16 protein-coding genes are annotated in these 18,090 nt (G+C 73.3%); 7 read left to right on the top strand and 9 right to left on the bottom strand.

The window, feature by feature from the left end; translation table 11 throughout:
• The first annotated feature begins 115 nt into the window (after window positions 1–115).
• Together ACYVOO_RS28540 and ACYVOO_RS28535 are read left to right on the top strand one after the other, a co-directional pair.
• Window positions 116–1,117 (top strand): ATP-binding cassette domain-containing protein, encoded by a 1,002-nt coding sequence (locus tag ACYVOO_RS28540; RefSeq protein WP_461018581.1) that lies wholly within the window; start codon window positions 116–118, stop codon window positions 1,115–1,117.
• The gene (locus tag ACYVOO_RS28535) at window positions 1,110–1,919 is read left to right on the top strand and encodes an ABC transporter permease (protein WP_461018580.1); all 810 of its coding nucleotides are present in this window, start codon (window positions 1,110–1,112) and stop codon (window positions 1,917–1,919) included. The genes ACYVOO_RS28540 and ACYVOO_RS28535 overlap by 8 nt, the downstream gene beginning before the upstream one ends.
• 83 nt (window positions 1,920–2,002) lie before the next feature.
• Here ACYVOO_RS28535 and ACYVOO_RS28530 read toward each other — a convergent pair whose 3' ends face one another.
• Entirely contained in the window at window positions 2,003–2,632 is a 630-nt protein-coding gene (locus ACYVOO_RS28530) for a TetR family transcriptional regulator (protein WP_461018579.1), read from the bottom strand.
• A 130-nt stretch (window positions 2,633–2,762) separates the two neighbouring features.
• Between ACYVOO_RS28530 and ACYVOO_RS28525 the strand changes: the two genes are divergently transcribed.
• Window positions 2,763–2,918 carry a hypothetical protein gene (locus tag ACYVOO_RS28525; RefSeq protein ID WP_453350055.1) on the top strand — a complete coding sequence of 52 codons (156 nt, stop codon included), beginning with the start codon at window positions 2,763–2,765 and terminating at the stop codon, window positions 2,916–2,918.
• Between the two features lie 6 nt (window positions 2,919–2,924).
• Window positions 2,925–3,347 carry a DUF4190 domain-containing protein gene (locus ACYVOO_RS28520; protein ID WP_461018578.1) on the top strand — a complete coding sequence of 141 codons (423 nt, stop codon included), beginning with the start codon at window positions 2,925–2,927 and terminating at the stop codon, window positions 3,345–3,347.
• Between the two features lie 4 nt (window positions 3,348–3,351).
• Here the strand turns inward: ACYVOO_RS28520 and ACYVOO_RS28515 are convergent, their stop codons facing one another.
• The 6 genes from ACYVOO_RS28515 to ACYVOO_RS28490 all read right to left on the bottom strand — a co-directional run bounded on the left by ACYVOO_RS28515 (window position 3,352) and on the right by ACYVOO_RS28490 (window position 12,269).
• Entirely contained in the window at window positions 3,352–5,169 is a 1,818-nt protein-coding gene (locus ACYVOO_RS28515) for an ABC transporter ATP-binding protein (protein ID WP_461018781.1), read from the bottom strand.
• 473 nt (window positions 5,170–5,642) lie between these two features.
• On the bottom strand, window positions 5,643–6,620 hold the full coding sequence (gene egtD / locus ACYVOO_RS28510; RefSeq protein WP_461018577.1) for an L-histidine N(alpha)-methyltransferase: 978 nt from the start codon (window positions 6,618–6,620) through the stop codon (window positions 5,643–5,645).
• The gene (gene egtC, locus ACYVOO_RS28505; RefSeq protein WP_461018576.1) at window positions 6,617–7,423 is read right to left on the bottom strand and encodes an ergothioneine biosynthesis protein EgtC; all 807 of its coding nucleotides are present in this window, start codon (window positions 7,421–7,423) and stop codon (window positions 6,617–6,619) included. Before egtC ends, egtD begins: the two co-directional genes overlap by 4 nt.
• A gap of 49 nt (window positions 7,424–7,472) precedes the next feature.
• Complete coding sequence (egtB, locus tag ACYVOO_RS28500; RefSeq protein ID WP_461018575.1) at window positions 7,473–8,903, bottom strand: ergothioneine biosynthesis protein EgtB; 1,431 nt, start codon at window positions 8,901–8,903, stop codon at window positions 7,473–7,475.
• Between the two features lie 157 nt (window positions 8,904–9,060).
• Complete coding sequence (gene egtA / locus ACYVOO_RS28495) at window positions 9,061–10,284, bottom strand: ergothioneine biosynthesis glutamate--cysteine ligase EgtA (protein ID WP_461018574.1); 1,224 nt, start codon at window positions 10,282–10,284, stop codon at window positions 9,061–9,063.
• A 374-nt stretch (window positions 10,285–10,658) separates the two neighbouring features.
• Window positions 10,659–12,269: a purine-cytosine permease family protein gene (locus tag ACYVOO_RS28490; protein WP_461018573.1), complete on the bottom strand. Its 1,611-nt coding sequence runs from the start codon at window positions 12,267–12,269 to the stop codon at window positions 10,659–10,661.
• Between the two features lie 262 nt (window positions 12,270–12,531).
• On the opposite strand from ACYVOO_RS28490, the gene ligD reads away from it, so the two are divergent.
• Both ligD and ACYVOO_RS28480 read left to right on the top strand, forming a co-directional pair.
• On the top strand, window positions 12,532–13,413 hold the full coding sequence (ligD, locus tag ACYVOO_RS28485) for a non-homologous end-joining DNA ligase (RefSeq protein WP_461018572.1): 882 nt from the start codon (window positions 12,532–12,534) through the stop codon (window positions 13,411–13,413).
• 95 nt (window positions 13,414–13,508) lie between these two features.
• Window positions 13,509–14,441, top strand: a complete 933-nt coding sequence (locus tag ACYVOO_RS28480) for a phosphatidylinositol-specific phospholipase C (RefSeq protein WP_461018571.1) — start codon at window positions 13,509–13,511, stop codon at window positions 14,439–14,441.
• 23 nt (window positions 14,442–14,464) lie between these two features.
• Here ACYVOO_RS28480 and ACYVOO_RS28475 read toward each other — a convergent pair whose 3' ends face one another.
• Together ACYVOO_RS28475 and ACYVOO_RS28470 are read right to left on the bottom strand one after the other, a co-directional pair.
• A complete protein-coding gene (locus ACYVOO_RS28475; protein WP_461018570.1) occupies window positions 14,465–15,664 on the bottom strand; it encodes a serine hydrolase domain-containing protein in 1,200 nt (399 codons plus the stop codon).
• A 159-nt stretch (window positions 15,665–15,823) separates the two neighbouring features.
• Window positions 15,824–16,732: an NAD(P)-dependent oxidoreductase gene (locus ACYVOO_RS28470; RefSeq protein ID WP_461018569.1), complete on the bottom strand. Its 909-nt coding sequence runs from the start codon at window positions 16,730–16,732 to the stop codon at window positions 15,824–15,826.
• Between the two features lie 87 nt (window positions 16,733–16,819).
• On the opposite strand from ACYVOO_RS28470, the gene ACYVOO_RS28465 reads away from it, so the two are divergent.
• Window positions 16,820–17,236, top strand: a complete 417-nt coding sequence (locus ACYVOO_RS28465; protein ID WP_461018568.1) for a winged helix-turn-helix transcriptional regulator — start codon at window positions 16,820–16,822, stop codon at window positions 17,234–17,236.
• Window positions 17,237–18,090: the final 854 nt, after the last annotated feature.

Below are 18,090 nucleotides of genomic sequence, written 5' to 3'. Positions count from 1 at the left end.
CGCCGTCCCGCTCCCGCCCGCGTCGTGCCCCGTGGGAGAGGCTGGTCACCCTCTCCGATCTGTGTATAACATACACAGTAGTGCGTACGACATACACAGTGCAGGGGGAACCGGCATGGGGGAACGACCGGCCGTCGAGGCCGAGGGGATGACGAAGTCCTACGGGACGGCGAAGGTGCTGGACGGAGTCGGCCTGCGGGTGGCGCGCGGCAGCGCCTTCGCGCTGCTCGGGCCCAACGGCGCGGGCAAGACCACCGCCGTACGCGTCCTCACGACGCTCACCCGCGCCGACGCGGGCAGCGTCCGGGTCGCGGGCTTCGACGTCGTGCGCGAGCGCGGTCGCGTACGACGCGCGATCAGCCTGACGGGGCAGTACGCGGCGCTGGACGAGGCGCAGACCGGCGAGGAGAACGTGCGCATGATGGCCCGGCTCAACGGGCTGTCCGCGCACCGAGCGCGCGAGCGCGCACGCACCCTGCTGGAGCGGTTCGGACTCGGCCAGGCCGCAGGGCGCAGGGTCGCCACGTACTCCGGCGGGATGCGCCGCCGCCTCGACCTCGCCGCCGGTCTCACCGGCAGCCCCGAGGTGGTCTTCCTGGACGAGCCGACCACCGGGCTCGACCCGCGCAGCCGCCGCGCCATGTGGGACACCGTCTCCGGTCTCGTGGACGACGGCGCGACGGTCTTCCTCACGACGCAGTACCTGGAGGAGGCGGACCGGCTCGCCCACCGGGTGGCCCTGCTCGACGAGGGCCGGATCGTCGCCGAGGGCACGCCCGCCGAGCTGAAGCGGCGGGTCGCGGGCCAGCGGCTGGAGCTGACACTGGCCGACGCCGCCGCGTACGAGACCGTCGCCGCGCACCTCGGCACCCGCGCGCTCGGCGCGGACAGGGAGGCGCTGACGCTGGGCGTGGCCACGGACGGGCACGCGGCGCACGTACGGGCGCTGCTGGACGAACTCGACCCGGAGCGCGTGGCCGTGGACCGCTTCGCCGTGCACGGCGCCACGCTCGACGACGTGTTCCTCAGCCTGACGGGCCGCGCCGCAACGAAGACTCCACGCGAGGGCGCCACCGACCGCGATGCACACCGGGAGACGGAGTACGCCGATGTCTGAGTCCACCGCGCTGCACACCCCGCCCGCAGCCACGCCCCGCGCGGCGTCGCACGCCTTCAGGGACGCGCGCACCATGGCGGGGCGCTGCGTCCGGCTGAGCACGCGCACTCCCGACGCCGCCGTCGTCTCGCTCGTCCTGCCCGTCATGCTGATGCTGGTCTTCGTCTACTTCTTCGGCGGCGCGATCCGCTCGGGGACCAGCGTCTACGTCACCTATGTCGCGCCCGGCGTGCTGATCCTGTGCGCCGGGTACGGGGCCTCGATGACCGCCGTCGGCGTCTCCCGGGACATGGACGAGGGCATCATCGACCGCTTCCGGTCGATGGACGTCGGCGGGTTCGCGATACTGGCGGGGCACGTGGCCGCGAGCCTCGCGCGCAACGCCGCCGCCACGGCCGCGGTGCTCGGCGTCGCCTTCGCCATCGGTTTCCGGCCCCGGGCCGACGCGCCGGGGTGGGCCGCGGCAGTGGGCATCCTGGTGGCCTATGTGGCCGCGCTGTCGTGGCTGTCCGCCGCGGTGGGACTGCTCGCCCGCTCCCCCGAGGCCGCGAGCGGGTTCACCTTCCTGTTCCTCTTCTTGCCGTACCCCAGCAGCGCCTTCGTGCCGATCGAGACGATGCCCGGCTGGCTGCACGGCTTCGCGGAGCACCAGCCGGTCACGTCAGTGATCGAGTCCCTGCGAGGGCTGCTGCTCGCGGAACCCACGGGCGCGACGCCCTGGCAGGCGCTGGCCTGGTGCGCCGGGCTGCTGGCGCTCGCGGTGCCCCTGGGCGGGCTGGCCTTCCGCGCCCGCACGGCCTGAACCACACGGCCTGAACCGCATGACCTGATCCGTACGGCACCGACGGCGGGACCGCCGTACCCGGACCGGCCGCGGGACCGCCGCTACGCGTCGCGCCAGTGGCGGCGGCCCAGGCTGATGAGCCGGAGCTGGTTGCGGGCCGTGCGGGAGACGCTGGCCTCGTCCGGGCCCTCGCCCTGCGCCGCCTCCAGGAAGGCCGAGGCGGTCATCACCATGTGGTCCACGTACATCTCGCCGAGCATGCGCATGTCCTCCGGGCTCCAGCCCGCCGAGACCTCGTCGGTGCCGAGCACGACGGCCACCTCGTCGGCGAATCTGTCCAGTTCGGTGCCGATGGCGGCCCGCACGGCCTGGACGCCGCCGTGGCGCTCGCGGGCCACGAAGCGGATATGGCCGGGGTACTCGCGCACGTAGCGCGCGATGGTGGCGACGGTGGTCCCTATGCGCTCGTCCTCGTCGTGGCGCTCCTCCAGCACCGCGCTGATCACCTCGTGCAGGCTGCCGAGGGACTCCTCGACGAGGGCGACGCCGAGATCGGCCGTGTCCCTGAAGTGCCGGTAGAAGGCCGCTGGCGCCACCCCCACGGCGCGCGTCACCTCCCGCAGGCCGAGGCTGCTCAGGCTCTGGTCCTCCAGCAGTTCCAGCGCCGCGTCGAGGAGGGCGCGGCGGGTCTTGGCCTTCTGGACGTCACGGAGGGTGGGGGTGTGGCTCATGTCATTCAGTAAACAGTCGTACGCCCACCCCACGCAATGTAGGCTGGAACTCAGTGAACAGTTGTCACACCAGTTGTTCACTGAAGCGTGATCATTGGCCCCTCGACCACAACTCGGAGAAAGGCCGCACATGATCTTCCTGGTCGCCGCGTTCCTCCTGCTGGGACTCCTGGTGGGCACCGCGGCACACATTCCGGTCACGGCCACCGTCGTCGCGGCGACGGTCATCGGCTGCTGGCTGCTGGTCTTCGCCTTCCGTGAGCGCAAGCGCCGTCAAGGGAGCTGACAGGACATGAACGCCACGAACACCCTGATCCGTCCCCGGCCCCGTCCCGACGAGGACGTGTTTCCTGACGACCGCCAGGACACCCGGCGTCCCGAGGGGCGCGGGCGGGAGCACGACGGCCCGCAGGAGCCGCCCCGCGAGGCCGACGCCGGCACCGGCACCGCCTCCACGGAGCGCGGCAGCGGCAGCGGCACGCGGGAGCCCGACAGCATGGCCGTCGCCTCCTTCGTCCTGGGGCTGACGGGGCTGCTCGTCTTCAACGTCGTCCTGGGCCCCATCGCCATCGTGCTGGCCGGTCTCGCGCTGCTGCGCGGCACCGCACGCCGTGGCCGCGCCCTGTTCGGGCTGGGCCTCGGCGTCGCCGATCTGATCGTCCTCGCGACGGTCGCCGGCGCCGACTCCACCGTCTCCTGGAGCATCGGCGGCTGACGGCTCAGACCGTCGTGCCCGACGCGTCCTGAGCGCCCTCCGCGCCTTCTGGCCCGGAGGGCGCCGACGCGAGGAACTGCGTGGCCGCCAGCTCCGCGTACAGCGGGTCGGCGGCCACGAGTTCCCCGTGGCTGCCCACGGCCCGCACAGCGCCCGCGTCCATCACCACGATCCGGTCGGCCATCGTCACCGTCGACAGCCGGTGCGCCACGACGAGGACGGTCGTGGTCCGCGCGACCTCGGCGACGGTGTCCCGCAGCGCCGCCTCGTTCACCGCGTCGAGCTGCGACGTCGCCTCGTCGAGCAGCAGCAGGCGGGGGCGGCGCAGCAGGGCGCGGGCTATCGCGACGCGCTGGCGCTCGCCGCCGGAGAGCTTGGTGCCCCGGTGGCCCACCAGGGTGTCGAGGCCCTCGGGCAGGCGTGCCACGAGGCCGTCGAGCCGGGTGGTGCGCAGTACCTCGCGCACCTCCTCCTCGTTCGCGACGGACGTGCCCAGCAGCAGGTTCTCGCGCAGTGAGCCGGAGAGCACGGGCGCGTCCTGCTCGACGTAGCCGATGGCGGCGCGCAGTGCGGGGATGTCCCACTCCTGGATGTCACGGCCGTCGAGGAGGACGCGTCCGTCTGTCGGGTCGTAGAAGCGCTCGATCAGCGAGAAGACGGTGGTCTTGCCCGCGCCCGACGGGCCGACGAAGGCCGTCATCCCGCGCGGCGGCACGGTGAAGGTGACGCCGTGGTGCACCGGGGGCAGCCCTGGCGCATAGCGGAAGCGGACGTCCTCGAAGGCGAGCGCGGCGGGCGGGGACCCCGGCGCGGGCAGCGGCGCCGCCTCGCTCTCGGGCTCGGCGGGGAGCCGCTCGACCTCCTGGATGCGGGCGATGGCCGCCGCGCCCACCTGATACTGCGTCACGGCGCCCACCACCGACTGGATGGGCGACATCAGATAGAAGACGTACATCAGGAACGCGACGAGCGTGCCGACGTCGATGGCGCCCGTGGCCACCCGCGCGCCGCCGAAGCCCAGCACCGTGAGGAACGCGATCTGCATGGACAGGCCCGCCGTGTTGCCCGCGATCGCGTTCCACTTGGCGGCCCGTACGCTCTGCCGCCAGGACTCCTGGGCCGCCGCGTGCACGTTGTCCCGCTCGCGGTGCTCGGCGCCCGACGCCTTCACCGTGCGCAGGGCGCCGAGGACGCGCTCCAGCGCTGCTCCCATCAAACCGACCGACTCCTGGGCGCGCTTGCTGGCCCTGTTGATGCGGGGCATGATCACGCCGATGACGGTTCCGGCGAGGAGGATGACGCCGCAGGTCACGCCGAGCAGCGGCAGGTCGACGACGGCCATCATCACGAGCGTGGCGAGCAGCGTGAGCCCGCCCGTGCCGACGCCCACGAGCGAGTCGGTGGTCACCTCGCGCAGCAGGGTGGTGTCGGAGGTGATCCGGGCCATGAGGTCGCCGGGCTCGCTGCGGTCGAGGGCGCTGACGCGCAGGCGCAGCAGATACGAGGCGAGGGCACGCCGCGCGCCGAGCACCACGGACTCCGCGGTACGGCGCAGCACATAGCCGCCCGTCGCGCCGAGCGCGGCGTTGGCGAGCACGAGCCCGGTCATCGCCAGCAGGGTGGGCGCGAGGGCGCGGTCGTGGGAGAGGTCGTCGATGAGCTGCCGCGCCACGAGGGGCAGCGCCAGCCCGGTGCCTCCGGTGACGAGCGAGAGCAGCGCTCCGACGAGGAGGGCGCCGCGGTACGGGCGGACGTATCCGAGCAGGACCCGCCAGGCGGGCGGGCCCTCGGCGGGCGCCTTCTCGTCGGACGCCCCGGCCACGGACGGGGCTTCGGTGGCCGGGGCCGGGGCGGCGGGCTCCCCCGTCACCGCCTCCGGTTCCGGTTCCGGTTCCGGCGCCCCGGACGGGTCGGGTCTCCCGGACGGGTCGGGCCCGGCGGCGGCAGCGGTGGTGTCAGCGGTCACGGCGTTTCCCCCAGAACGGTGCTGCGGCCACGTGTGCGGCCGTACTCCATCCTGCCTCGCCCGCGCGCCGAGCGGGGCGCGGGGCCGGTCCCGGCGCGGGCCGCACCGCCCGCCCCGGCCGTCGTGACGGCCCGTCAGCCCGCACCGGTCCGGCCCGGACCCGTGGCCGGACCGGACCCGTGGCCGGACCGGTGATCGGCCCAGGCCGTCGGGCAAGGCGGTGCCCCTGCCACCGGACCGGTGAGCGGGCCCGACCGGCCACCGGACCGTGACCGCGGGGCCGCCGGTCCCAGCGGGCCCCGCACCCCGGGGCCCGTCCAGGGAATCGCTCAGACCGGAACCGCCAGCAGCAGTGCGAAGTCGCCCGCGGGATCCGTCCACCAGCGCCGCACGCCGAACCCGCCGCGCTCCAGCTCCGCGACGAGCGGACCGCGGCGGAACTTGCAGGAGATCTCCGTCAGCAGCTCCTCCCCCTCCTCGAAGCCGGTGCTCAGGTTGAGCGCGGGCAGCGCGACGGTCTGGGCGCGGCGGGAGCGCAGCCGCATCTCGATGCGCTCCTCCTCCGCGTTCCACACGGCGCGGTGGTCGAAGGCCGCCGGGTCGAAGTCGGCGCCCAGCTCGCGGTTGAGCACGCGCAGCACGTTCTTGTTGAACTCGGCGGTGACGCCCTGCGCGTCGTCGTAGGCCCGCACGAGCACCCCGGGGTCCTTCACCAGGTCGGCTCCCAGCAGCAGCGCGTCCCCCTCGTCGAGACGTTCGCGCAGGGCCGCGTAGAAGGCGGGCCTGGCCTCGGTGTCGTAGTTGCCGAGGGTGCCGCCGAGGAAGGCGGCCAGGCGGGGCGAGCCGTCGGACGGCGGCAGGAAGGGGTCGGTGTCGAGGTCGGTGACGACGGCGTCGATGCGCAGCTCCGGGTAGTCGATGCGCAGCGCGTCGCCCGCCTCCTGGAGGGCTTCCGCGCTCACGTCGAGCGCCGCGTAACGGCGCAGCGTGCCGTGCGCCGAGAGCGCGTCGAGGAGCAGCCGTGTCTTGCGCGAGGATCCCGAGCCCAGCTCGACGAGGGTGCCGGCGCCGGTCCGTGCGGCGATCTCGGTGGCACGGGCGCGCAGGATCTCGTGCTCGGCACGTGTCGGGTAGTACTCGGGCAGCTCGGTGATCCGCTCGAACAGCTCGCTGCCCCGGCCGTCGTAGAACCACTTGGGCGGCAGCGTCTTGGGCTCGGCGGTGAGCCCCTTGAGCGCGTCGTCGTGCAGTGCCTGCGCGAAGTAGCCGGGCGGCAGGCGGCGGGTGAGGGCGAATCGGCCCGTCATACGGTGGCGTTCCTCTCGGAGGGGAGGGCGAGGGAGGTGACGGTGATCTCGGAGCGGGTGGCCAGCAGGACGGAGTCGGCCGGGACCTCCCGCCAGCCGTCGGCGGCGTCGGGCTCGGAGGCGACGAGCACGCTGCCGGGGCCCGAGCGGTGGAAGAGGGTGTCGCCGCAGCGGGTGGCCGCCACGGTGTGCCCGTCGGACAGCAGGAAGTTGAGCCGGGCCCCAGGACGTACGGCCCGCACGCGCCGCGTCAGCCGGGCCAGCGCCTCGCCCGGCGGCTCGCCAGCGACGAGCCGCGCGTGGAGCAGCGCCCACAGCAGCGCGGAGTCGCAGCGCGCCTCAAGGCCGAGGAGGGTGGCCGCGTCCAGGCGGATGCCGAGGTCGTCGGGGAGCCGCTGCCAGTCGGGGACGGCGCCGTTGTGGCTGAACAGCCAGGGGCCGCTCGCGTACGGTGCCGCTGCCGTCTCGTCCTGCGCCGTGCCGACGGTGGCGTCGCGGACGGCGGCGACGACGGCCGTGCTGTGCAGGGCGCGGGCCAAGTCCGGCAGGTTCGGGTCGGCCCAGATGGGGACGGCGCGACGGTAGCGGGCTGGCGGGGCGGCGCCGTCACCGTCCGGGCCCTGGGCCGGACCCTGTGCCGGGCCGCGCTGCGGGTACCAGCCGAGGCCGAAGCCGTCCGCGTTGACGGTGCCGTGGCGCTGTCTCCGGGGCGCCCACGACTGCTCGTACAGTCCTCGCGCCGGTTCGGTGACGAGGGAGGCCAGCGAGACGGGCGGCCCGAGGTAGGCGAGGTGACGGCACATCAGGATCCTCCGTCGACGGCGGGATCGGGGGCGGTCGGGGGGACGCGCTTCAGCACAGGTCCCCCTCCCCCTCGGTGGCGGTGCGTGCCGTGCGGAAGCCCGCGAAGATCTGGCGCCGCACGGCGTGGTCCCAGTTGCGGAACGTGCCCCTGCACGCGACCGCGTCCGTGCCGAACGAGCCGCCGCGCAGCACCTTGTAGCCGTCGCCGAGGAAGACCTCCGAATACTCGCGGTAGGGGAACGCCGTGAAGCCCGGATAGCCGGTGAACTCCGAAGCGGTCCACTCCCACACGTCCCCGAGCAACTGCCGCGCCCCGCACGGCGCGGCCCCCTCGGGGTAAGCACCGGCGGGGGCCGGGCGCAGGGAGCGCTGGCCCAGGTTGGCGTGCCGGGGCTCCGGGTCCCGCTCGCCCCAGGGGTGGCGCAGCGACGCGCCGGTCGCGGGATCGTGGCGCGCGGCCTTCTCCCACTCGGCCTCGGTAGGCAGCCGCCGCCCCGCCCAGCGCGCGTACGCGTCGGCCTCGTACCAGCACACGTGCACCACCGGTTCACCGGCCGGTACGGGTTCGGTGTGCCCGAAGCGGCGGCGCGTCCAGGTGCCGCCCCCGCCGTGAATGCCGCCCTCCCGCTTCCAGAACAACGGGGCCTCCAGGCCCACCCTGCGCGCGTACTCCCAGCCCTCGGGCGACCACCAGCGCGGGTCGCGGTAGCCGCCGTCGTCGATGAACTCCTGGTAGGCGCCGTTGGTGACGGGGACGGTGTCCAGCCAGAAGGCGGGCACGTCGACGGGGTGGGCCGGGCGTTCGTTGTCGAGCGCCCACGGGTCGGTGCTGGTGCCCATGGTGAACACACCGCCGGGGACGAGCACTTCGCGGGGCAGCGCGGCCACGTCGGCGGGGTCGGGGCGTGGCGGCTCCTCGCCCGTCAGCACGGCGGGGCCACGGCGCAGTTGGTGGGTGGCGAGCATGGTCTCGTCGTGCTGCTGCTCGTGCTGGGCGACCATGCCGAAGACGAAGCCGCCCGCGAGGAGCGGGCTGCCGCCGGCCGGTGCCCGCTCCAGCACCTCCAGGGCGCCCGCGCGCACCTCGGCGACGAAGGCGCGCGCCTCGTCGGGCGGGAGCATCGGGAGCGTCGGGCGGTCGGCGCGCGGGGTGCGGAAGGCGTCGTAGACGGGGTCGAGTGCGGGGCGCAGCCCGGGGCCGCCGCCCGCCTCGCGCAGCAGCCAGATGTCCTCCTGGTTGCCGATGTGCGCCAGGTCCCAGACGAGCGGGGACATCAGCGGGGAGTGCTGTGCCGTCAGCCCGTCCTCGTCCAGGCAGTCGGTGAGCGCGAGGGTGCGCTCGCGCGCCCGCTCCAGCGCGGCTCTGGCCCGCTCGCGGGCCCCCGCGTCGAACTCGCCGGGCGCGGCGGATTGGGCGGACTCGGCGGGGGGCGCCGCGGTGAGCGGTGCACTGCCCTGGGCAGAGGTGTGCTCGGCCATCGGGTGTGCTCCTCGGATCGTCGGTCGGCGCGCGCCTCGCTGGCGCTCGGGAGGGGTCCGGGTTCTGTGGACGACATGACGGCTCCGCGTGCCCGGCCGGCACGGCACGTACAGCGCACGCTCGGCGCGCGTACGGCACCGCACCGGCCGGGGCCCGTCACCGGCTCAGGGCGTCCAGTCGGTCATGGGCGGGGCAACGGCCGCGTTCGGAGTACCGCTCGGCGAAGCCGGTGACGGCACGGTGCAGCGCGCTGCCGGGGTCGGTCCTGGCCAGTGCCTCGGCCGACGCGGCGACGCAGTCGCGCACGGCGGGTCCGAGCAGCGGGTCCGTCGGCCCGAGCCGGGCCGCGCGCAGCCACAGTTGGTCGGCGTCCTCAAGGTGTTCCGTCGCCGCCCAGGCGGCCCCGGCGGCACGCGGGTCGTTGAGCAGCGTGGCCGGTACGGCGGTCGCCACGATCCAGTCGTCGCTGTCCTGCGCGTCGATCATCCGCAGTTCCAGCCAGCCGCGCGGGCGTACGGGCGGGAACAGGGTGCCCAGGTGGTAGTCCAGATCGTCGCGGGTGGGCGGGCGTTCGCCGCCCCCGCCGCGCAGCCAGGAGCGGAACGTCAGCCCCGTCGGCGCCGTCCAGTCGGCGGGCGGCTCCCTGCGCAGGCACATCAGGTCCGCGTCGAGCGCGTAGCGCGCCCATCTCTCGCGGGGGTCCCCGTCCGCGCGTGGCGGATGTGTACGGCCCGGATCGGTCTGCGCCCAGACGCTCTGCCGGGTGGAGACCCAGCCGGTGGGGCGCGACTGCCGTAGAGGGGAGTTGGCGAACGCGGCGACGAGGACCGGGCCCAGCCGGTGGGCCAGCCGCCAGCGGTGGCGGTAGCCGGTGGCGCCGTCGGAGTCGTCGCCCGCGTCCAGGCTGACCTGGACGGCGGCGGTCGCCCGCATCATGGTGCGGCCCGAGGGGCCGCGGCGGTCGAAGTGCGCCTCCATGGCGCGGTAACGGGGATGCTCCAGCACGCGGGGCGGGGTGAGATACGGGTGCAGTCCGCACCCGTACAGCAGGGCTCCCGCCTGTCCGACGCGCTCCCGCAGTACGGCGACGTCGGCCGCTGCCGCGGTGACGCACTCGGCGAGGGTGTCACCGGGTGGAGTGCTCAACTCCAGTTGCCCGCCTGGTTCCCGGGTCAGCCTGCTGCCGCCTGGCAGACCCCCGGACGGCCACAGTGGCGCGAGTGCGCCGGTGAGCCGGGCGAGCGGTACGGGACTGGTGGGGTCGGAGCGGTCCCGGACGAGCCATTCCAGTTCCACTCCCACCCGGCGCGGCGGGCCCGTCTTGAAACAGATCCCGCCGACGTAGGCTTCCGCCTCCGCCTCGTCCAGTGTGGCTTCCATGGCGCGCCTCCTCTCGCATGTCGCGCGGCCGTCCTCCGCGCGGTTTCCCCAGGGGCGGCGGGCGCGTCATCCCTCCCCCGGGATCGGGCACCCCAAGAGCTTGGTGGCGCCCCCCGCCTCCGCGCAAGACCGCCCCCGAGGGGGAATCCCGGGCGGCGGGCGCGGTGACGGTGCGGGGTTCCCCGGGGGGCGGTGCCCATGCGTGGGGGCCGCGCGGGGGCCGCCCAGGCGCGCGGGAGCGGCGGCCCGGCACGTGTGTGCCGGTCACCGTGGTGGTGACCGGCACACGGGCGCGACGGGGCGCGGTCCCGGGCGTCGCGAAGGGGCAGCCCTCGGGGCCCGGTCCGAGGAGGCCCGGTCCGGGACGAGGAGGCTCAGTCCGAGGAGGACGGCGAGGCGGTCCGGGCGGCCGGATCGGAGACGGCCGCGGGCGCCTCCCCTCGCGCGGGCACGGGCGCGGGCGCGGAACCGCCCGCCGAAGCATCCGCCGACGCACTCGCACCCGCATCCGCCGACGGGTCCGCCGCCGCGCCCTCGCGGGGCCTCGGCAGCAGCGCGAAGACGGCCGCCGCGATGACGATCGTCGCGGCCCAGCCCAGCCCGTTCTCGCCGACCCAGGTGGTGGCGAGCGGCCCGGTGAACCAGTCGACCTTCGTGAAGCCGATCCCCGCAGCCAGCGCCACGGCCCAGGCAGTCATGGCCTGCCAGCAGAAGCCGCCCGCGTACCAGTAACGGCTCGTGCGGCCCGTGTCCATCAGCCCCTCGGCCTCGTACGGCACCGCCATCGTGCGCCGTCGAAGCATGTCCACCCCGTACACGCCGACCCAGGCGGAGAAGGAGACCGCGAGGAGGGTGAGGAAGGTGATGAAGGAGCCGTAGAAGCTCTTGGCCACCAGCATCAGCAGCAGCCCGCCGACGAGGCTGATCACCGCGTTGACGCTGACGGCCCACGCGCGGGGCAGCTTGACGCCCATGGTCTGCGCGGTGAAACCGGCCGAGTACATCGAAAGACTGTTGATCAGCAGCATCCCGACGACCGCGGTGACCAGATACGGCACCGAGAGCCACATCGGGAGCACGTCGCCGAGGAAGGAGACGGGGTCGCTGGTCTTGGCCAGCCCGGGCGTGGCCACCGCCATCACCCCGCCCATCAGCACCATCGGCACGAACACGAGCGCGGCGCCGGAGACGGTGGTGGTGACGATCCTCCCGCCGGGCGCGGTGCGCGGGAGGTAGCGCGCGAAGTCCGGGCCCGTCGGGATCCAGCTGATGCCGCCCGCCGCGATGGTGCCGATGCCCGCGATCATGAGCGCGGTGCTCCCGGCGGGCCGGTCGAAGACGGCGCCCCAGTCCACGGTGCTGACGAGATAGCCGAGGACGAGCACGCTGAACAGCCCGAAGAGGTACGTCGACCAGGTGTTGCAGAGGTTCAGCACCTTGCGGCCCATGCCGCTGACCACGAACGTCGCACCGACGAAGAGCAGCAGGGTCACGACGATCAGCGGGGTGCTGCTCCGGATGCCGAACAGCAGGTCCAGGACGGTCAGGACGGCGTAAGCGCCGGTGACCGCGTTGATCGTCTCCCAGCCGAAGCGGGCGACCCACAGGATCATGCCGGGGAAGTAGTTGCCGCGGACGCCGAACGTCGCGCGCGAGAGCATGGCGCCCGGCGCGCCGCCCCACTTGCCGGAGAGGGAGAGCAGGCCGCAGAGGCCGAAGGAGACCGTCACCGCGACCACGGCCGCGAGCAGGACCTGCCAGAAGTTGAGGCCGTTGAAGACGACGAGCCCGGCGCCCATGGTCAGCAGCAGCACGCTGATATTGGCGGCGACCCACGTCGGGAAGAGTTCGCGGACCCTGCCGCGGCGCTCGTTCTCCGGCACCGGCTCGATGCCTCGGGTCTCGATGGTCTCGTCGGTCTCGGCCGTCGCGGTGGTGGCCGCTGTGGTGGTGGCCGCTGTGGTCGCGTCGGGGGCGTCTGCCATGAGGATGGGCTCCGTGCGGTGGTTCAGGCGCGATAGTGCGTCGTTGCAACGCCCTGATCAGGAACGCGAGGGACTCTACGCGCGTTGCGCAGGACCGCTCCATCGTACATTGCTCCAGCGAACACCCGACACCTCTTGTAGCTTCCCACGAATCCGCCTACGGGTCCGGCTGCGGGGCCGCCCTCGCGCGAGCGTTCCCGTCCGGCCGGAACGCTCCGTCCGGCCCCGTTTACCGGCGCCCGTCGCGGCAACCCGTGGCGGCGTGAACGACGTGGAGATCACCAGGCCGGACAAGGTGCTGTTCCCCGACGACGGGATCACCAAGAGCGAGCTGGCGGAGCACTACCGACGAGTGGCGCGCAGGGCCGTGCCCCGGCTGCGGGGCCGCCCGGTGATGATGGAGCGGCATCCGGACGGCATCGGCGGCAAGCCGCTGATGCAGAAGAACGCGCCGGACTACTTCCCCGACTGGATCCACACCGCCGTGCTCCCCAAGGAGGACGGCGAGGTGCGCCACGTGGTGTGCGACAACGCCGACACGCTCGTGTACCTCGCAGGGCAGGCGTGCGTCACGCTCCACCGCTGGCTGTCCAGGGAGGACCGCCCGCACCACCCCGACGTCCTCGTCTTCGACCTGGACCCCAGCGGCAAGGCCGGGTTCGAGGACGTACGGTGGTCGGCCCGCTGCGTGAGCGGCGTGCTGGAGGAGGTGGAGCTGCCCACCCTCCTGATGACCACGGGCTCCCGCGGTCTGCACGTGCTCGCCCCGCTGGACCGGAACGCGGACTTCGACGCGGTGCGGGACTTCGCCCGCCGCGTCTCGGCGCTCCTCGTCCAGCGCAACCCGGACCGGCTCACCGACGAGCCCCGCAAGGCCAAGCGCGGCGACCGCGTCTATCTGGACATCCAGCGCAACGCCTACGCGCAGACCGCCGTCGCCCCCTATTCCGTACGCGCGAAGCCGGGCGCACCGGTGGCCGTGCCCATCGGCTGGGACGAGCTGGACGACCCGGATCTCACCCCAGGGCGCTGGACGGTGCGGAACCTGGAGGAGCGGCTGAAGGGCGCCGATCCGTGGGCGCGTTCGCATGTGCGTGGTCGCTCGCTGCGCGCAGCCGACCGCCGCTTGCGGGCCCGTATGTGACGGTGCCGGGACGGGAGCGGGGGCGGCGGCCGACGCGGCGCGCGGGCGGGAGGGCGTCTGGTCAGTGACGGCCAGGCGTGCTTCGATGCGTTCCCATGACGATCGAACGGCGGAGTTTTCTGCGAGGGGCGGTCGCCGTTCCGGCCGCCGGAGTGCTGTCGGCGGGCGCGGTGGGAGCGGCCGGGGCTGTGGGTGCGGCCGGTACGGCGACGGCGGAGGCGGAGCGCGCGGCGCTCCCCGCACCCCCGGAATGGCTCTCGGGCCTCCCCGACGACACCCCCGTGCAGCGGCTGACGCTGCCGGGCACGCACAACTCAGGCGCGCGGCACGGAGGCCCCTGGACCGAGTGCCAGAACACCTCCATCGGCACGCAGTTGGAGAGCGGCATCCGCTTCCTCGACATCCGCTGCCGTGCCTTCGAGGGCTCCTTCGCCATCCACCACGGCGCCTACTACCAGCACCTCAACTTCGACGACGTCCTCGGCTCCTGCCGCGACTTCCTGTCCCGGCACCCTTCCGAGACGGTGCTGATGCGGGTGAAGCAGGAGTATTCGGAGGAGAGCGCCGAGGAGTTCCGCAGGCTCTTCGACGGCTATCTCGACGGCAAGGGCTGGCGTTCCCTGTTCCGCCTGGACTCCACCCTGCCCACGCTCGGTGCGGCGCGGGGCAAGGTGGTGCTGCTCGGGGACTCCGACGGGCTGCCGGGGGTGCGGTACGGGAACACCGAGCTGTTCAACATCCAGGACGAGTACATGGCCGAGCCGGGCCGCAAGTACGAGCTGGTTGCGGCCCACTTCCGCAAGGCCGTCGACTCCCCCGGCAAGCTGTTCACCAACTACGTCAGCACGGCCGCGCTGCTCCCGCCCCGCTCCACCTCGGACACGCTGAACCCGCGCGTCAAGGCGCTGCTGTCCGGCGACGAGGGCGGCGGCTGGAGCGGTCTGGGCATCGTCCCCATGGACTACCCCAACGTCAACGGCATGGCCGAGGCCCTGATCCAGCACAACGCGGCACTGGCCAGGGCGTGAACGGTGCTGGTCAACGGTGCTGGTCAGCGGCCGAACGCGGCGAAGGTGAGGTCGCCGATCACCCGGTTCATGTCCTGGCCCTTCGCGTCGGTGCCGTTGACGGAGGCGACGAGGGTGCGGGACAGGTCGCGGGTGGCGGCGATCAGGGTGTTGTAGCCGTACCGCCCGCCGGACTTGCCCCACACCACGGTCCCGTCGGACAGTTCCAGGCGCGTCAGGCCCGCGCTGTACGCGGCGGGCTCGCCGCTGCCGTGCGTCCGCACACCCTCCGGGACCGTGAACATCTCGCGCAGTTGCGGCTCGGGGACCACCCGGCCGCGGAAGAGCGCCGTGAGGAAGCGCTCCAGATCGGCCGTGGTCGAGATGATGTCGCCCGCCGCCCAGCTGCTGGAGGAGTTCCACTCGGTGACGTCCCTCAGCTCCGTGCCGCCGTCGCCGTTGGCGACGGACTGATAGCCGCGGTTGTGCGGCCCGTGGATGCGCGGGTCGGTGCCGGGGACAGAGGTGTGCCGCAGCCCGAGGGGGCGCAGCACGCGACGTGCGACCTCGTCCGCGTACGTGTGGCCCGTGCGCTCCTCGATGAGGAGGCCCAGCACGGTGTAGTTGATGTTGAGGTAGTGCTGCTCGGCACCGGGTGCGAACTCCGGCCCCTTGGCGACCGCGGAGGCGACGGTCTCCTCCGGCGTGACGGTGTCGAAGCGGTGGGCGTAGGCATCCTCGAAGGTGTCGCCGGGTCCGTCGGCCGGCTGGATGCCGCTGGTGTGGTTGAGCAACTGCCGCACGGTGACGGGGTCGAAGGTCCGCGGCAGCAGGTCAGGCAGATAGGTCTGTACGGGCCGGTCGAGGTCGATCCTGCGCTCCGCCGCGAGCTGGAGGACGACGGCCGCTGTGAAGACCTTGGTGGTGCTGCCCGCCCTGAACCTGCCGTGCTCCAGTGCCGGTCTCGGGGAGCCGAACGCCGCGACGCCACTGCTGCCGCGCCAGCCCCCGCCCGCGCCCCCGACCCGTACCAGCGCGGCCGTCGCCTCCTTGCCCTCCTCGTCCGGCAGCCCGGCGATGGCGGCACGCAGCGCGGCGGCGTCGGGCGCCTGGTACGCCCGGATGGACGCCGCCCCCGCGTCTCGGGTTCCGGCTCCGGGTGCGGCCAGTGCGGGTGCGGCGGGTCCGAGGACGAGGACGGCGACGAACGCGGCGGCGAGGGCGGTACGGTGACGTGCGGGCATCGTTGCTCCAGAGGGGAAGGCGGTACGACCGCCTCCACTCTGCGACCCCCGCCCGCCCACCCCGTCATCCCTGCGGACACTCCCCTACCCTGGCCTTTCTCGGGGCCGACGGGCGCTGCGCACCGGGGAGTTGTCGGGGTGGGGGTCAGGGGCCCGGGGTCAGCGTGGGGCGCGCATGCCGTCGATGATGCGGGTCCAGTTGTCGCCGCCGTGCCCGTCCTCGATGGCCCGCCGGTAGTGCGCCTGGACGGCCTCCGCGAGTGCGAGATCGAGGCCGAGCGAGGCACTGGTCTCCACGATGTGGTCGGCGGTCGCGCCCATCATCGTGACGGTGCTGAGGTCGCCCGGATGCTCCCCGGCGTCCATGGCCGCACCGGGTGCCTCCTCGCCCGCCCTCATCATGGCGCCGATCGAATCGGTGAGGGAGAGCAGCTCCGGCAGCGCCTCCTGGGCCTTCATGCCCGTGCTGCCCAGCATCGCGGTCGCGTGCATCAGCCCTGACAGCGCGGTGAGGAACACCGCGAGCTGCGCCTGGTACATCATCTGGGCCAGGCCGTGGTCCTCGCCCAGATACCTGGGGGAGCCGAGCAGCGCCAGCGCCTGTTGGTGACGCTCCATCACCTCGGAGGGTCCGCTGTAGTAGACGAGGGACGCCTCCGTGCCGACCATCGGCGCCGGGACCATGACACCGCCGGTGAGGAAGGTGGCGCCGTGGCCCGCCGCCCAGGTGGCCGCCTCGCGGGTCCGGTTGGGGGTGTCCGAGCTGAGGTTGACGAGAGTGCGGCCGGTGAGCGGCCCCGTGACGCCGCCCAAGATGTCGTACATGGCCCGGTAGTCGGTGAGGCTGAGAAGCAGCAGATCGCTCGACGCGACCGCCTCGGCGGGTGAGGCCGCGAGCGTCGCTCCCTCGGCGACGACTCCGTCCGCGCGGGCAGGGGTGCGGTTCCAGACCGTGACAGGGTGCCCCGCGGTCAGGAACGTGCGGGTCATCGCCTGGCCCATGGGGCCGAGCCCGATGACGGTGACAGGTCTCTGCTGACGGGAGGCTGTGGTGTGTTGTCCGTTCACCCCTCCATGCTCGGAGCGCACGGCTAGCCTCGGAAGTACCCACTTATTACTGCGGTACTTACCTTTTGGTGAGCAAGGAGGTCAACGGTGGTCAAGGCGCCGAGGAACGGGCCCTACATCTGCGGTATCGACGCGGCGCTCGACGTCGTGAGCGGCAAGTGGAAGGGCCTGATCCTCTGGGAACTCGACGCGCACGGGGTACGGCGCTTCGCACAGCTCCGGCGTGGTCTCGTGGGCGTGAGCGAGAAGATGCTGACGCAGCATCTGCGCGAGATGGAGGAGGACGGCCTCGTGCGGCGGGAGGTCTATGCGGAGGTCCCGCCCCGTGTCGAGTACTCCCTGACCGAGCACGGCCACACACTCAACCAGGCGCTCGGACCGCTGGGCGCGTGGGGGGTCGAGCGGATCCGCCGCGGGGACGCTGCGCTGGGCGGTTCGCCGTTGCAGGGTGTTCCCGTCGCCGGGGGCGTTGCGCGGGACGGGTCCCCTTCGCGGGGTGCGTAAGGGAACGGGGGGTTGCCCGGTTCGTCGGGGGTGTTGCGCGGGACGGTTGGCCGGTGTGGTGGGTGCCGTAGGGTCCCGCGCTGATTTTTGTGCCGCAGCACGCCTGGGCGGGGTCCCTTGCGTGGGGCGGTTCGCCGTGTTCCGGGTGCGGGCCGGTGGCTACGGCGTGTGGTGACGGTGCGACGCGGCTGACGCCGCGTGATTCATGGCGCGGACCGTGGTTATGGGGTGCCTGTGTGGTGGGGGTCGGCGCCGCGCCGGGGTGTCTCCTCGGCGTGAAGCTTTCGTTTTCGACTCCCCGCCGGTGACTTGCTCGTCCTGCGGGGACACCCCACCGCACCACCTCCCACCCGGTGGCCAACCTCCGGCCGGTGCCCCCTCCGCTTGTTCCCATGCTGTGTGCCCGCACCTGGCGGTACGGGCCCAGCCCTGCCCGGGAAGCCAGCGACGGCGGCCCACCACCCTTGTTGTGGGCAGGCGTTCCGCATGGCGAGGGGGCACCTCCCAGCGGTAGCTGGGGGAGGGTGGGCACAACCCGTGCCACCGGCCCGCAGCACGCCAACGAGACCCCAGGGGGCACTCGGGTAGGCGCACCCTGCACCGGGGATGTTGCGCGGGACGGTTGGCCCGTGAAGTGGGGACCGTAGGTCCCGCGCTGGGGGGTGTGCCGCCGCACGCCGAGGAAACGGGCCCCGGGCTGGGGTGAACCCGGGCACACCCGGAACCGGACAGTGGGCCACCGGCGGGACGGGGACGCGGTGGGGTGTCCCCGCAGGTCGAGACGAACGACGGCGGAAAGCCGAACACGAAAGCTTCACGCCGAGGAGACACCCCGGCGCGGCACCGGACACCCA

The sequence above is a fragment of the Streptomyces daliensis genome, assembly GCF_054782395.1.
Note: the sequence above shows the minus strand (reverse complement) of the source record. Positions and strands in the feature narration are given on the sequence as shown.

Excerpts from the sequence above, each read along its gene's own strand:
- ACYVOO_RS28540 (WP_461018581.1), top strand. The coding sequence starts at position 116 with ATGGGGGAACGACCGGCCGTCGAGGCCGAGGGGATGACGAAGTCCTAC.
- ACYVOO_RS28535 (WP_461018580.1), top strand. The coding sequence starts at position 1,110 with ATGTCTGAGTCCACCGCGCTGCACACCCCGCCCGCAGCCACGCCCCGC.
- ACYVOO_RS28530 (WP_461018579.1), bottom strand. The coding sequence starts at position 2,632 with ATGAGCCACACCCCCACCCTCCGTGACGTCCAGAAGGCCAAGACCCGC.
- ACYVOO_RS28525 (WP_453350055.1), top strand. The coding sequence starts at position 2,763 with ATGATCTTCCTGGTCGCCGCGTTCCTCCTGCTGGGACTCCTGGTGGGC.
- ACYVOO_RS28520 (WP_461018578.1), top strand. The coding sequence starts at position 2,925 with ATGAACGCCACGAACACCCTGATCCGTCCCCGGCCCCGTCCCGACGAG.
- egtD (WP_461018577.1), bottom strand. The coding sequence starts at position 6,620 with ATGACGGGCCGATTCGCCCTCACCCGCCGCCTGCCGCCCGGCTACTTC.
- egtC (WP_461018576.1), bottom strand. The coding sequence starts at position 7,423 with ATGTGCCGTCACCTCGCCTACCTCGGGCCGCCCGTCTCGCTGGCCTCC.
- egtB (WP_461018575.1), bottom strand. The coding sequence starts at position 8,903 with ATGGCCGAGCACACCTCTGCCCAGGGCAGTGCACCGCTCACCGCGGCG.
- egtA (WP_461018574.1), bottom strand. The coding sequence starts at position 10,284 with ATGGAAGCCACACTGGACGAGGCGGAGGCGGAAGCCTACGTCGGCGGG.
- ACYVOO_RS28490 (WP_461018573.1), bottom strand. The coding sequence starts at position 12,269 with ATGGCAGACGCCCCCGACGCGACCACAGCGGCCACCACCACAGCGGCC.
- ACYVOO_RS28480 (WP_461018571.1), top strand. The coding sequence starts at position 13,509 with ATGACGATCGAACGGCGGAGTTTTCTGCGAGGGGCGGTCGCCGTTCCG.
- ACYVOO_RS28475 (WP_461018570.1), bottom strand. The coding sequence starts at position 15,664 with ATGCCCGCACGTCACCGTACCGCCCTCGCCGCCGCGTTCGTCGCCGTC.